This window comes from Actinacidiphila rubida (genome assembly GCF_900110255.1).
GTDB classification, from domain to species: Bacteria; Actinomycetota; Actinomycetes; order Streptomycetales; family Streptomycetaceae; genus Actinacidiphila; species Actinacidiphila rubida.
The window spans coordinates 249,799-264,202 of sequence record NZ_FODD01000003.1 but is presented as its reverse complement, the minus strand read 5'-3'; the positions used below and the strand labels follow the sequence as shown (position 1 = coordinate 264,202).

Annotated in this window: 10 protein-coding genes and 2 tRNA genes; 9 read left to right on the top strand and 3 right to left on the bottom strand. The window is 73.1% G+C overall.

Features of this window, described 5'->3' with window-relative positions; all coding sequences use genetic code 11:
• Positions 1 to 73: 73 nt before the first annotated feature.
• Entirely contained in the window at positions 74 to 1,024 is a 951-nt protein-coding gene (locus BMW99_RS04195) for an esterase/lipase family protein (protein WP_069465052.1), read from the top strand.
• A gap of 280 nt (positions 1,025 to 1,304) precedes the next feature.
• Positions 1,305 to 1,706, top strand: a complete 402-nt coding sequence (locus tag BMW99_RS04190) for a hypothetical protein (protein ID WP_069465053.1) — start codon at positions 1,305 to 1,307, stop codon at positions 1,704 to 1,706.
• A 131-nt stretch (positions 1,707 to 1,837) separates the two neighbouring features.
• On the opposite strand, the gene BMW99_RS04185 is transcribed toward BMW99_RS04190, so the two are convergent.
• Both BMW99_RS04185 and BMW99_RS04180 read right to left on the bottom strand, forming a co-directional pair.
• Positions 1,838 to 1,911 (bottom strand) — tRNA-Ile (locus BMW99_RS04185).
• Positions 1,912 to 2,144: 233 nt separating this feature from the next.
• Positions 2,145 to 2,217: transfer RNA gene (locus BMW99_RS04180), tRNA-Asn, on the bottom strand.
• A gap of 176 nt (positions 2,218 to 2,393) precedes the next feature.
• Between BMW99_RS04180 and BMW99_RS04175 the strand changes: the two genes are divergently transcribed.
• The 5 genes from BMW99_RS04175 to BMW99_RS04155 all read left to right on the top strand — a co-directional run bounded on the left by BMW99_RS04175 (position 2,394) and on the right by BMW99_RS04155 (position 10,138).
• Positions 2,394 to 2,690 carry a hypothetical protein gene (locus BMW99_RS04175; protein ID WP_069465054.1) on the top strand — a complete coding sequence of 99 codons (297 nt, stop codon included), beginning with the start codon at positions 2,394 to 2,396 and terminating at the stop codon, positions 2,688 to 2,690.
• Between the two features lie 20 nt (positions 2,691 to 2,710).
• Complete coding sequence (locus tag BMW99_RS04170) at positions 2,711 to 4,162, top strand: FGGY family carbohydrate kinase (protein WP_075016239.1); 1,452 nt, start codon at positions 2,711 to 2,713, stop codon at positions 4,160 to 4,162.
• Positions 4,163 to 4,471: 309 nt separating this feature from the next.
• Positions 4,472 to 6,208: an ABC transporter ATP-binding protein gene (locus BMW99_RS04165; protein WP_069461999.1), complete on the top strand. Its 1,737-nt coding sequence runs from the start codon at positions 4,472 to 4,474 to the stop codon at positions 6,206 to 6,208.
• 47 nt (positions 6,209 to 6,255) lie between these two features.
• Positions 6,256 to 8,190: an ABC transporter ATP-binding protein gene (locus BMW99_RS04160; protein ID WP_069462000.1), complete on the top strand. Its 1,935-nt coding sequence runs from the start codon at positions 6,256 to 6,258 to the stop codon at positions 8,188 to 8,190.
• Between the two features lie 136 nt (positions 8,191 to 8,326).
• Complete coding sequence (locus tag BMW99_RS04155) at positions 8,327 to 10,138, top strand: phosphatidylglycerol lysyltransferase domain-containing protein (protein WP_079138177.1); 1,812 nt, start codon at positions 8,327 to 8,329, stop codon at positions 10,136 to 10,138.
• A gap of 81 nt (positions 10,139 to 10,219) precedes the next feature.
• On the opposite strand, the gene BMW99_RS04150 is transcribed toward BMW99_RS04155, so the two are convergent.
• Positions 10,220 to 11,701, bottom strand: a complete 1,482-nt coding sequence (locus tag BMW99_RS04150) for a cation:dicarboxylate symporter family transporter (RefSeq protein WP_079175918.1) — start codon at positions 11,699 to 11,701, stop codon at positions 10,220 to 10,222.
• A gap of 370 nt (positions 11,702 to 12,071) precedes the next feature.
• Here BMW99_RS04150 and BMW99_RS04145 point away from each other — a divergent pair, with 370 nt between their 5' ends.
• The gene (locus BMW99_RS04145) at positions 12,072 to 13,643 is read left to right on the top strand and encodes a sensor histidine kinase (protein WP_075016275.1); all 1,572 of its coding nucleotides are present in this window, start codon (positions 12,072 to 12,074) and stop codon (positions 13,641 to 13,643) included.
• Positions 13,640 to 14,320, top strand: a complete 681-nt coding sequence (locus BMW99_RS04140; RefSeq protein ID WP_069466749.1) for a response regulator — start codon at positions 13,640 to 13,642, stop codon at positions 14,318 to 14,320. Before BMW99_RS04145 ends, BMW99_RS04140 begins: the two co-directional genes overlap by 4 nt.
• Positions 14,321 to 14,404: the final 84 nt, after the last annotated feature.

Sequence of the window (14,404 nt, the reverse complement as noted above, 5' to 3'; positions counted from 1 at the left end):
CGCTTCCTAGCATCGCGCCGCTCACTGACCGGAATTCTTCCCCACTTTCCAGAGCAAGGGACGGTACCGGAGCATGAAACGGACCTTTCTCCGCATGGCCGCGGCGGCCGCTGCCGCGCTCGGGCTCGCCCTCGGGGTCACCGCGGGCGCGTCCGCGGCGTCCTGGCCGCTGCCGGTGAACTACCACTTCAGCAGCGGTTTCGTCGGCGGCTTCCTGTTTCCGACGGTCGCCCCGCCCGGCGCGAACGACTGGTCGTGCCGGCCGAGCGCGGCCCACCCGTACCCGGTCGTGCTGGTGCACGGCACCTTCGAGAACATGAACGACGACTGGGGCGGCGCCTCGCCGCTGCTGGCCGACAACGGCTACTGCGTCTTCGCCTTCGACTACGGCGGCCCGTCCGCCGGTTCGCCGATCCAGGGCACCGGATCGATCGAGTCGGGCGCCGCACGGCTGTCGTCGTTCGTGGACCAGGTACTCGCCGCCACCGGGACCGCGAAGGTGGACCTGGTCGGCCACTCGCAGGGCGGCATGATGCCGCGCTACTACCTCAAGTACCTGGGTGGCGCGGCGAAGACGGACCGCCTGGTGGCACTGTCGCCGAGCAACAACGGCACCACGCTCGACGGCATCACCGAGTTCGCCCGCCAACTGGGCCTGCTGGAACCGGCGAACCAGTTCCTGGTCGGCCCGGCCTGCGCGGCCTGCGTCGAGCAGGAGATCGGCTCGGGTTTCCTCACCGACCTCAACTCCGGCGGCGAGACGCAGCCCGGGGTCGGCTACACCGTCATCACGACCACCGGCGACGAGGTCGTCACCCCGTACGGCAACGCGTTCCTGCCCGCGGCGCCGAACGTCACGAACATCACGGTGCAGGACCAGTGCCCGCTGGACGCCAGCGACCATCTGGAGATCGCGTACGACCCCATCGCGCTGACCGACGTGCTCAACGCGCTGGACCCGGCGCACCAGCGGCCGATCCCGTGCCAGGTGGTGCTGCCGGTCACCGGGCCCCTGGTGGGCTGACGGCGGTGCCGTGCCGCCCCGCGCCCCGGCGGGTCCGGGGGCGGCACGGCGCACCGGCGACGGCGGCCGGGGCGGCCGGCGGGGAGCGGGCGGATCGCGGGCGGGGGCCGGGAGGACCAAGCACGCGCAGGACCGGGCACGCGGAGGCCCGGGCACGCGCCGGAGGTGGGCCCCGGAGGCCGCCAAGGGAGGTCACCCAGCGTGTCTGTCCGCGGTGACGCGCGGTCGTCGTGCTCCAATGACCGCGCTTCCCGTCACCGGATCAGGAAGGAGCCCGCCCGTGGGTCTCAGCATGCGCACCGCCGCGGTCGGCGCGTTCGCGCTCTTCACCGTCACCGCCGTCACCGCCGGCAGCGCGACGGCCGCTCCGCAGGACACCGTCCGGCCGGAGGCCGTGCCCGGCAGCGTGATCGCCGGCGGCGCCGACGGCACGCCGAGGACCCTGACGTGCCCGCCGCAGGAGAACGCGACGGGCGGCGGCTTCACGCTGTCCGCCGCGCCGGGCAGCCGGTTGTCCACGACCCCCGCCGACGTGCTGGAGAACCGTCCCACCGCGGACGCCACGGGATGGACCATCGCCGTCCGCAAGGACCTCACGACGCAGCAGGCGGGCCGGACCGCCGCGGCCGACCTGACGCTGTACGTCGTGTGCGCACGGGGCGCGAGCACCGTGCACGGCTGAACGGCTGACCGACCGCGCCGAGGCGGAAAGCGGATCGTCCGGGATTCCCGACCGGCGGCTGCGCCACCCGGTCGACGGGCCGGTGTCGTCGCGGCCCGGTGACGGTGTCACGGCGGGACAGGAGTGCAGAGTGGGGCGGGTGGGACTCGAACCCACGACCGGCGGATTATGAGTCCGCTGCTCTAACCGGCTGAGCTACCGCCCCGTACGGCGCGCCGCGCGCATCGTCTGCCGCAGCATAGCTGCTCATACGATGTGTCGCCCGCACGGGTCACAGACACGTCACCAGGTGGACTCGCCTGAGCGGGCGGCCGGTTCCCGGGGGACGGCGAAACCACGGAATCCGGTGAAACCGGAACCGCCGGAGAGACCGGAACACCCGGGGCGCGCCCGCGCGGGCGCATGAAAAAGGACCCCGAAGGGTCCTTGTTCCCAGCGCTCCCCCGACTGGACTCGAACCAGTAACCTGCCGGTTAACAGCCGGCTGCTCTGCCAATTGAGCTACGGAGGATCGCTCTGCGTGCACCGAATGCACCCGCCAGGATGGTCCCGGAGGGCGCGCTCTCGGTGCGACACATACATTAGCGCAAGTGGGGGGGTGCTCCGCCAACCACTTGCGCCCGGGTTGTCGCCCGGGTGCGCAGGGTAGGCGCCGAACAGCCCCGAGGGACGAAGAAGGGTGGAGCCATGCTGTACCGGCTGACGTTCATCACCGGAGCCGCGATCGGCTACGTACTCGGCGCGCGCGCCGGTCGCGAGCGGTACGAGCAGCTGCGCGCGCAGGCGCAGAAGCTCGCCCAGAACCCCGCCGTGCGGAACACCGCGGAGGCCGCGGTGCTCCAGGGCCGGCAGGCCGCGTCGAAGACCGCGGACAAGGTGACCTCGCGGGTCGGCGACCATCTGCCGGACGCGTTCGCGCAGAAGGTGCGCTCCCTGCGCAACGGAAGCGCCCCCGAGGACGACTGGGGCACTTCCAACACCTGAGATACGGCATCATCGGCGGCATGGGCAAAGTCGCCGGGATAGACAGCTCGACCACTGGCACCACCATCGTGGTGTGCGACAGCGACACGGGGGCGGTGCTCCGACAGGGCCACGCACCGCACCCGCTGGAGGACGGCGAGAAGCCGACCGAGATCGACCCGCAGGCATGGCTGCTGTCGTTGGGCGAGGCGGCCGCCGGCGGCGTGCTGGAGGGCGTGCAGGCCATCGGCGTCTCCGGCCAGCAGCACGGCCTGCTGGCGCTGGACGCCGGCGGCGTCACGGTCCGCCCCGCGCTGCTGCGCGGCGACCTGCGGGCCCAGGTGCAGGCCGCCGACCTCACCGAGGAGCTGGGGGGGCCGGCCGGCTGGGCCGAGGCCGTCGGCACGGTGCCGCAGGCCGCGCACCCGGTGGCCAAGCTGCGCTGGATGGCCCAGCACGAGCCGGGCGCGGCCAAGCGCGTCGCCCAGGTGCTGCTCCCCCACGACTGGCTGGTCTGGCAGCTGCTCGGCCAGCCCGCGCGCCGCACCACCGACCGCGGCGACGCCTCCGGCACCGGCTACTGGTCGGCGGCCTCCGGCGGCTACCGCACCGACCTGGTGGAGCTGGCGCTGGGCCACGAGGTGCAGCTGCCGGACGTGCTGGCCCCGGCCGAGCCCGCCGGGCAGACGCCCGAGGGCCTGCTGATCTCGGCCGGCACCGGTGACACCATGGCCGCCGCGCTGGGCCTGGGTCTGGGTCCCGGCGACGCGGTGGTCTCCCTGGGCGCGGCGGGCACCGTCTTCGCCGTGCACCACGAGGCGCTGAAGGACCCGACCGGCACGGTCGCCGGGTTCGCCGACGCGACCGGCCGTCACCTGCCGCTGCTCCAGGTCCGCAACGCGGTACGGGCGCTGCGCGGCACCGCCGACCTGCTGGGCACCGACCTGGCCGGACTCTCGGAACTCGCCCTGACGTCGACGCCCGGCGCGTACGGGCTGGTGCTGCTGCCCTACCTGGAGGGCGAGCGGACCCCCGACCTGCCGCACACCGCGGGCACGCTGGCCGGGCTGCGGCGCGACTCGATGAAGCCCGAGCACCTGGCCAGGGCCGCGTTCGAGGGGATGCTGTGCGGGCTGGCCGACGCGCTGGACGTGCTGCGCGGCAAGGGCGTCAAGGTGCACCGGGTGTTCCTGCTCGGCGCCGCGGCCGAACTGCCCGCGGTGCAGGCGATCGCGCCGGCGCTGTTCGACGCACTGGTGGTCGTACCGCCCGCCGCCGAGTACGCGGCGCTGGGCGCGGCCCGGCAGGCGGCGTGGTCGCTGGGCGCGGTGCTCGGCTCGCAGGGGCAGAACGAACCACCGCAGTGGCAGCCCGCCGCGTCCCGGCTGCTCGACCCGGGCGAGGAGACGGCCGTCGGCTCCGCGGTGCGGCAGCAGTACCGCGCGGTGCGGGAGAACACCCACCCCGGAGCGTTCGACCACCTGCACTCCTGAGTCCCGGGCGCCCGAGGCGCGCGCTCCCCGGGGACGGCGCGGGCGCCGCGCGGCCGCCGCGCGGGGGGCGCGGGTTCGGTCACCTTTGCGTCAAGTCACCCGTCGGAAAATCCCGTGCGCGCGCCGGATGCCGGAAGATAAGGTTGCCCGCCGCCCGAGGGAGGACCGACCCTTCGGCGTCTCCGCTCAACCCCGCATCGGGCCGGTGCGTCCCTCAGGGATGCAGGCGTCCAAGCCCGAGTTCCGCCCCGCGACCGCGCGTGGACGCCGCGACGCCGTGACGACCCATCCGACACCGAGGTAACCAGTGTGCTGATCCGACTCCTGCGGTCCCATCTCGGACCGTACAAGCGACCCATCGGGCTGCTCGTGCTGCTGCAGCTCGTGTCGACGATCGCAGCGCTCTTCCTGCCGACCCTCAACGCGGACATCATCGACAACGGCGTCGTCAAGGGCGACACCGGCTACATCCTCGGGATGGGCGCCACCATGATCGGGGTGACGGTCGCACAGATGGTGTGCGCGATCGGCGCGGTGTACTTCGGCGCCAGGACCGCCATGTCGGTCGGCCGCGACATGCGGGCCTCGGTCTTCGACCGGGTGCAGAGCTTCTCCTCGCGTGAGGTGGGTCACTTCGGCGCGCCCTCGCTGATCACCCGCACCACCAACGACGTCCAGCAGGTCCAGATGCTGGTGCTGATGACGTTCACGCTGATGGTGGCCGCGCCGATCATGTGCGTCGGCGGCATCATCATGGCGCTGGGCCAGGACGTGCCGCTGTCGTCGCTGCTGCTGGCCGTCGTGCCGCTGCTCGGCATCGCGGTCAGCCTGATCGTGCGGAGGATGCGGCCGCTGTTCCGGACGATGCAGAAGCGCGTCGACACCGTCAACCGGGTGCTGCGCGAGCAGATCACCGGGATCCGGGTGATCCGCGCCTTCGTCAAGGACGACTACGAGCAGCGGCGTTTCGGGGTCGCCAACGACGAGGTGACCGCCGTCTCCCTGGCCACCGGCCGGCTGATGGCGCTGATGTTCCCGACCGTCATGGCGATCGTGAACATCTCCAGCGTGGCCGTGCTGTGGTTCGGCGCGCACCGCATCGACAGCGGTGGCATGCAGGTCGGCGCGCTCACCGCGTTCCTCAGCTACCTGATGCAGATCCTGATGTCGGTGATGATGGCCACCTTCATGTTCATGATGGTGCCGCGCGCCGAGGTGTGCGCCGAGCGCATCCACGAGGTGCTGTCCACGCACTCCAGCGTCGTACCCCCGTCCGCGCCCGTCACCTCGCTGGCGCGGCACGGTGAACTGGAGCTGTTCGACGTGGACTTCGCCTACCCGGGCGCCGAGGCGGCGGTGCTGCGCGGCATCGACCTGATGGCCCGGCCCGGCGAGACGACCGCGGTGATCGGCTCGACCGGCAGCGGCAAGTCCACGCTGCTCGGGCTGATCCCCCGGCTCTACGACGCGACGGGCGGCCAGGTGCTGGTGGACGGCGAGGACGTCGCGCACCTCGACCCCGCGCTGCTCGCCGAGACGGTGGGCCTGGTCCCGCAGAAGCCGTACCTGTTCTCCGGCACGGTCGCCTCGAACCTCCGCTACGGCCGGCCGGACGCCACCGACGAGGACCTGTGGCACGCGCTGGAGGTGGCGCAGGCCAAGGAGTTCGTGGAGCAGCTGGAGGGCGGTCTGGACGCCCCGATCGCGCAGGGCGGCAGCAACGTCTCCGGCGGCCAGCGGCAGCGGCTGGCGATCGCCCGGGTGCTGGTGCGCCGCCCGGAGATCTATCTGTTCGACGACTCCTTCTCCGCGCTGGACTACGCCACCGACGCGGCACTGCGCCGCGCGCTGGCGCTGGAGACCGCGGACTCCACCGTGGTGATCGTCGCCCAGCGCGTGTCGACCATCCGCGAGGCCGACCGGATCGTCGTCCTCGACGAGGGCCGCGTCGTCGGCACCGGCACCCACGCCGAGCTGATGGCCGGCAACGAGACGTACCGGGAGATCGTCCTGTCGCAGCTGACCGAGCAGGAGGCCGCCGCATGAGCAACGGGGACCCGAAGAAGGCGCCGACGCGGCGCGGTCCCGGGCCGATGGCCGGTCCCGCGCGCTTCATGGGCGGCGGGCCGATCGAGCGCTCGATGGACTTCAAGGGCTCGCTGAAGCGGCTCGTCGGCCTGATGCGGCCCGACCGCGCGTTCCTGTACGCGGTGCTGGCGCTCGGCACGCTGAGCGTGGCGCTGACGGTGACCGGCCCGCGGATCCTGGGCCACGCCACCGACCTGATCTTCGCCGGTGTGATCGGGCGCCAGCTGCGCGGCGTCTCCAAGGAGCAGGCGCTGGACTCCCTGCGGGCGCACGGCAAGGGCGGCGTCGCCGACATGCTGTCGGGCATCGACTTCACCCCGGGCCAGGGCATGGACTTCGGCGCGATCGGCCGGGTGCTGCTGCTGGCGCTGGCCGTGTACCTGGTGGCCGCGCTGCTGAGCGTGCTGCAGATGCGCACCGCGACGAAGGTCATCAACCGGGCCGTGTACCGGCTGCGCAGCGACGTCGAGGACAAGCTGTCCCGGCTGCCGCTGTCGTACTTCGACCAGCAGCCGCGCGGCGAGGTGCTCAGCCGCGCCACCAACGACATCGACAACGTCGGCCAGACGATGCAGCAGACGATGGGCCAGCTGATCAACTCGGTGCTGACCATCGTGGGCGTGCTGGCGATGATGTTCTGGATCTCCTGGCTGCTGGCCCTGGTCGCGCTGGTGACGGTGCCGCTGACGCTGACGGTGGCCACCCGCGTCGGCAAGCGGGCGCAGCCGCAGTTCGTGCAGCAGTGGAAGACCACCGGCACGCTCAACGCGCACATCGAGGAGATGTACACCGGCCACTCCCTGGTGAAGGTCTTCGGCCGTGCGAAGGAGTCCGCGGACACGTTCGCGCAGGAGAACGAGGAGCTGTTCCGGTCCGGTTTCCGGGCCCAGTTCATCTCCGGCACGATCCAGCCGCTGATGATGTTCATCGGCAACCTCAACTACGTGCTGGTCGCGGTGGTCGGCGGTCTGCGGGTGGCGTCCGGCGCGCTGTCGATCGGCGACGTGCAGGCGTTCATCCAGTACTCGCGCCAGTTCAGCCAGCCGCTGACGCAGGTCGCGAGCATGGCCAACCTCATCCAGTCGGGCGTCGCCTCGGCCGAGCGGGTCTTCGAACTGCTCGACGCCGAGGAGCAGTCGGCCGATCCGGAGCGCCCGGCCGCCGCGGTGCCGTCGGCCCGGCTGTCGAAGCTGCGCGGCCACGTGGCGCTGGAGGACGTCAGTTTCCGCTACGTCCCGGACAAGCCGCTGATCGACGGCCTGTCGCTGGACGTCGAGCCCGGCAACACGGTGGCGATCGTCGGCCCGACCGGCGCCGGCAAGACGACCCTGGTGAACCTGCTGATGCGGTTCTACGAGGTGGACGGCGGCCGGATCACCCTGGACGGCACCGACGTGTCGACGATGACCCGCGAGGAACTGCGCTCGGCGATCGGCATGGTGCTGCAGGACACCTGGCTGTTCGGCGGCACCATCGCCGACAACATCGGCTACGGCAGCACGACGGCCACCCGCGAGCAGATCGAGGCCGCGGCCCGGGCGGCGCACGCCGACCGCTTCATCCGCACGCTGCCCGACGGCTACGACACGGTGATCGACGACGAGGGCACCGGCGTCAGCGCCGGTGAGAAGCAGCTGATCACCATCGCGCGGGCGTTCCTGTCCGACCCGGTGATCCTGGTGCTGGACGAGGCGACCAGCTCGGTCGACACCCGCACCGAGGTGCTGATCCAGCGGGCGATGGCCAAGCTCAGCCACGGCCGCACCAGTTTCGTCATCGCGCACCGGCTCTCCACGATCAGGGACGCCGACGTGATCCTGGTGATGGAGTCCGGGTCGATCGTCGAACAGGGCACGCACGGGCAACTGCTGGCCTCCGGGGGCGCGTACGCCCGGCTGTACGCGGCCCAGTTCGCGCAGGCGGTGGCCGAGGTCGACTGAATCGCGGACGGCAGGTGAACAGCCTTCCGCGAGGGGTTGCGGGGGCGCGGGGCGTTGGTAGCCTGTGCCCTCCGTTCCCGTTCGGGCGTTCAGGGCCCCGGGGGCGTTCAGGGCTGTCGCCCGGGAGGCGAAGATCATGAGCAGTACCGTCAGCGCGCCCCCGCGCGCCGCCGGACAGGCTGCGGCGCAGCCGACCGGAACCCCCGCTCCGCACCCGCAGTCGCCAGGCGGGCGCTGCGTACGCGGCGGGGGCGCCCTGTCCCGCCGCAGCGCGAGGGTGCCCATCTGGTACCTGCGGGTGATCGCCCTGCTGAACCTGGCGACGGCGGTGTCGCTGACCTTCCGCCAGGAGGTCTCGCACCACAACACCGGTGAACTCTTCACGCCGTTCATGCTGTTCGCGGGTTTCGGCTCGGCCGCGGCGGCGGCGTTCATGGCCATGGTGCTGGCCCGCCACAAGCGCATGGCGTGGGTGGCGTTCATGGTGCTGTGCGGCGGGTACGCGGCGCTGTCGGTGTGGGCGCTGTGCTACCGCGACCTGCGGCAGCACCCGTTCAACTGGATCTCCACCGCGGTCACCCTGGCCGTGCTGGCGTTCGCGGCCCTGGGCCGGCGCGAGTTCTTCGGCAAGGGCGACCGCACCAACCCGCAGCTGGCGCTGGCCGTGCTCGGCGTCGGCGCGCTGCTGTCGGTGGTGGTCGGCACCACGCTGGTGACCGCGGTCGGCCCGGACGGCGCGAGTGTCGGCGACCGCGTCTGGTACGTGGCGCTGCGGCTGGCGACGCTCAGCCGCGACGACGACATCGCGCCCAACCTGCACGTCAATCCGTTGGTCAACGCGGGCATCAACCTGGCCGGCCTGATCCTGCTGCTCGCCGTGCTGTACGCGCTGTTCCGCTCGCCGCGCGGCCAGGAGGCGCAGAGCAGGGACGACGAGGACCGGCTGCGGACGCTGCTGGACCGGCACGGCCGCCGCGACTCGCTGGGCTACTTCGCGCTGCGCCGAGACAAGTCCGTGGTGTTCTCGCCCAGCGGCAAGGCCGCGGTCGCCTACCGGGTGGTGGGCGGCGTGGCACTGGCCGCGGGCGACCCCATCGGCGACGTCGAGGCGTGGCCGGGCGCGATCGACGCGTGGCTGGTGACCGCCCGGGACCACGCGTGGATCCCCGCGGTGATGGGCGCCAGCGAGGAGGGCGGCACGGTCTACGCCCGGCACGGCCTGGACGCGCTGGAGCTCGGCGACGAGGCGATCGTGGAGACCGACGAGTTCAGCCTGGAGGGCCGCGCGATGCGCGGGGTGCGCCAGGCGTACAACCGGGTGCGCCGGGCCGGCTACACCACGCGGATCCGCCGGCACCGGGACATCCCCGCGGGCGAGATGGCCGCGCTGGTCGAGGCGGCGGACCGCTGGCGCGACGGACAGACCGAGCGGGGCTTCTCCATGGCGCTGGGGCGCCTCGGCGACCCGGCCGACGGCGCGTGCGTGATGATCGAGTGCCACGACGCGGACGGCGCGCTGCGGGCCCTGCTGAGCTTCGTGCCGTGGGGCGCCGACGGGCTGTCGCTCGACCTGATGCGCCGGGACCGCGACGGCGACAACGGCCTGATGGAGTTCATGGTCCTGGACCTGATCGAGCGGTCCCGCGAGGTCGGCGTCGAGCGCCTGTCGCTGAACTTCGCGATGTTCCGCTCGGTGTTCGAGGACGGCGCCCGGCTCGGCGCGGGCCCGGTGCTGCGGATGTGGCGGTCGGCGCTCATGTTCTTCTCCCGGTGGTGGCAGCTGGAGTCGCTGTACCGGGCCAACGCCAAGTACCGGCCGATCTGGGAGCCGCGGTTCCTGCTCTTCGCCAAGAGCGCGCACCTGCCGCGGATCGGCCTGGCCAGCGCGCGGGCCGAGGGCTTCATCGTCGCGCCCCGGCCGCTGGCGAGGCTGCGGCGCGGGGCGTGACGAGGGACGTGCGGCGTTCGGTACCGGCGGTGACGCGGCGCGCGTAGGCCGGCCGGGTTCAGCCGGCCGCGGGCGGCGGGGTCAGCCGGCCGCGGGCTGGGCGGGGACGGCGGCCGGCCGCGGCTCGCCGGCGGCCACCGGCTCCGTTCCCGCTGTCCCCTCCGGCCCCTCCGTCTCTTCCGTCCCCTCGGACGTTCCGGCCGCCTGTTCCTCGGCGAAGGCGGCCGCGTCGAACGGGAGCCGCCCGGCGAGCACCTCCGTGGCACGCGCCCGGTCGAACTCCCCGGTCCAGTGGGCGATCAGGACGGTGGCGACCGCGTTGCCGGCGAAGTTGGTGACCGCGCGGGCCTCGCTCATGAAGCGGTCGATGCCGACGATCAGGCCGATGCCGTCGACCAGCACCGGCTTGTGCGAGGCCAGGCCGCTGGCCAGCGACGCCAGGCCCGAACCGGACACCCCGGCCGCTCCCTTGGAGGCGACCATCATGAACAGCAGCAGTGAGACCTGCTGGCCGAAGCTCATCGGGACGTTCATCGCGTCGGCGATGAAGAGCGAGGCCATCGTCAGGTAGATCATGGTCCCGTCGAGGTTGAACGAGTAGCCGGTCGGCACCGTGATGCCGACGACCGGCCGGCTCACCCCGGCATGCTCCATCTTGGCCATCAGCAGCGGCAGCGCGGACTCCGACGACGAGGTCGACACGATCAGCAGGAACTCCCGCGCCAGGTACCGCAGCAGAAGGAAGAGGTTGACGCCCGCGCCCAGGCGCAGCACCAGGCCCAGCACGACCACCACGAAGATCAGGCAGGACGCGTAGAAGCCCAGCATGATCGTGGCCAGCGCCTTCAGGGCGTCCACGCCGGCCGAACCGACGACCGCGGCGAGCGCGCCGAAGGCCCCGACGGGCGCCGCCCACATGATCATGGACAGCACCTTGAACACCAGCTTCTGCAGGTGCCCGATGCCGCGCAGCACCGGTTCGCCGACCGGTCCCAGGGCCTGGAGCGCGAAACCGGTGAGCAGTGCGACCAGTAGCGTCTGCAGCACCTGGCCCTCGGTGAACGCCGAGACGAAGCTGGTCGGGATGATGCTGAGCACGAAGTCCACCCCCTCCGCGGGGGCGTTGGCCGCCTGCGCGTGACCGGCGCCGGCGAGCGCCTTGGTCAGGTGCAGCCCGCTGCCGGGGTGCAGGATGTTGCCGACGAGCAGGCCGATGGCCAGCGCGACGAAGGACATCACCACGAAGTAGCCGAGGGCGAGGCCGCCGACCTTGCCGACCCGGGCGGCCTTGCGGACCGAGCCGATGCCCAGCACCAGGGTGCAGAAGATGACCGGCGAGATCATCATCTTGATCAGGTTGACGAACCCGGTGCCGAGCGGCTTGAGGCTGGTGGCGGTGCCGGGCGCGACGAGCCCCAGGACGGCGCCGGCGACGGCGGCGACGATCACGGCCAGGTACAGGTGGTGGGTGGCTTCGCGGCGGCGGCCGGCTCCGGCGCCGATGCCGGGTGGCGGCGGGACGGACGGGGCGGGCTGGGCGGGCTGGGCGGGCTGGGCGGACATGCGGCTCCCTGGGTCCGCGGGCGCCATCCCGGGCGCCCGGACGTGGTGGGTCGGGTCCGGCGGAGGGCTGACGCCCGAACCGCCGCGGTGGCCGGCCGGGACCGGGGCCGTCCGCGCCGGGCCGGGGAACGAGGCCGTCCACGGCGGCGGTTCGGGCGGGAAGGCCGACCGAGGGACACCATGCGCGCCCGACGTGACCCAGGTCACGCTTGTGTTCATTGAGTTCGCGGGGGACGGGCACACTGTGGGCATGCTCCGCCCGATACGAGCCCGCCGCGGACCCTTCCGGCGCCCGTCCCCCGGCCCCGCGCACCACCCCTCCCCCGGCCCCGCGCGCCGCCCGCGCAGCCTCGCCGGGCAGCTGTTCGCGATGCAGGTCGTGATCGTGGCGGCGGTGGTCACCGGATGCGCGGTGCTCGCCTACGTCGACGCCCGCGACCGGGCCCGGGAGGACGCCGCCCACCGGGTGGTCTCGACGGCGGTCGCCGTCGCCGACTCCCCCACCGTGATCCGGGCGGCGCAGTCCGCCGACCCGCCGGCGACGCTCCAGCCGTACGCCCGGCGCGTGGTCGCGGACGCCGGCGTGGACTTCGTGACGATCATGGACCCGCACGGCATCCGCTGGAGCCACCCCGACCCGTCCCTGATCGGCAAGCCCTTCCTCGGCCACATCGCGCCGGCGCTGCGCGGCGAGACGTTCACCGAGACCTACACCGGCACCCTGGGCGCCTCGGTGCGGGTGGTGACCCCGATCCGGGACGGCACGCGGATCGTCGGCCTGGTCAGCGTCGGCATCGAGGTCGACCGGATCAGCCGCCAGGTCCGCGGGCAGGTCGGCGTGCTGCTCGCCGTCGCGTCGGGGGCGCTGGCGCTGGGCGGCCTGTGCACGTACGTGGTCAACCGGCGGCTGCGCCGGCACACCCACGGCATGACCGCGGCCGGGCTGAGCGGCATGTACGACTACCACCAGGCCACCCTGCACGCGCTCCGCGAGGGCCTGGTGCTGCTGGACTCCGCCCGCCGCGTGGTGCTGTGCAACGACGCGGCCCGCGACCTGCTCGGCCTGTACGGGGACGTCGTGGGCAGCTCCTGCGCGGAGTTGGGGCTGCCACCGTCGCTGACCGGGGCGCTGCTGTCCGCCGAGCCGCGGGTCGACGAGGTGCACCTGACCGCCGAGCGGGTGCTCGTCGTCAACACCTCACCGGTGCGCGGCGGCGAGCACCGCGGCACCGTGGTCACGCTCCGGGACCGCACCGATCTGCAGGCACTCACCGGGGAGTTGGACTCGGTGCGCGGCTTCGCGGAGGCGCTGCGCTCGCAGGCGCACGAGGCGTCCAACCGCCTGCACACCGTGGTCTCGCTCATCGAACTGGGCCGCACCGAGGACGCGGTGGACTTCGCCACCTCCGAACTGCGGCTGGCCCAGGCACTGACCGACCAGGTGGTGACGGCGGTGGGCGAACCCGTACTGGCCGCACTGCTGCTCGGCAAGGCCGCGGAGGCGCACGAGCGCGGCGTGGAGCTGACCGTCACCGCGGACAGCCGGATCGACGACGGGGTGCTGCCGCCGGGGCTCGCGGCCCGCGACCTGGTCACCGTCCTCGGCAACCTGCTGGACAACGCCGTCGACGCGGCGATCGAGGGCACCGGCCCGGGCCGGCCGCGCCCCGCGGTGCGCGTGACGGCCCGCACCGAGAACGGTGAACTGCTGCTGCGCGTCGCGGACTCGGGCCCGGGTGTCGATCCGGGGACGATCAGCGAGGTGTTCCGGCGCGGCTGGACGACCAAGTCCGAGGGGCGCGGTCTGGGCCTGGCCCTGGTCGAGCAGGCCGCCCGGCGCGGCGGCGGCACGGTCGAGCTGCGCCGGGCCGACGACGGCGGCGGCGCGGAGTTCACGGTACGGCTGCCGCTGCGGCCGGCCGGGCAGGAGGCGCACGCGTGAACCGGGTGCTGGTCGTGGAGGACGATCCGGTGGCGGCCGACGCCCACCGGATGTACGTGGAGCGGGTGCCGGGCTTCGAGGTGGCCGGGGTGGTCGCCACCGGCGGGGCGGCGCTGCGGCTGATGGAGCGGCAGCCGGTGGACCTGGTGCTGCTGGACCTGAACCTGCCGGACGGCCACGGTCTGCGCCTGGTGGGGCGGATGCGGGCGGCGGGGCTGACCGCGGACGTCATCGCGGTGACCTCGGCGCGCGACCTGGAGGTGGTCCGGCAGGCGGTGTCGACGGGCGTGGTGCAGTACCTGCTCAAGCCCTTCACCTTCCCCTCGCTGCGCGACCGGCTGGAGCGCTGGTCCCGGTACCGCGACGAGCTGTCCGGCGGCCAGGCCTCGGGGCAGGACGAGGTGGACCGGGCGCTGTCGGCGCTGCGCAGCCCGGAGGGCACGGCGCTGCCCAAAGGCCTGAGCGCGCCGACGCTCGCGGCGGTGACCGCGGCCCTGCGCGGGGCCGCCGGGCGGGGCCTGACCGCGACGGCCGCGGCGCGGGACGCGGGCGTCTCCCGGATCACCGCCCGCCGCTACCTGGAGCACCTGGTCGACACGGGGTGCGCGGTACGCACCCCCCAGTACGGGCAGGTGGGCCGCCCCGAGCTGTGCTACCGCTGGTCGACCGCGCGGTAGCCGGGGACGGGGAGCGGGAGTTCAGGCGACAGCAGGCGCCGGGGACGGTGCCGGGGGCGGTGAGCCGGGCGCGCGGGCGGTGAA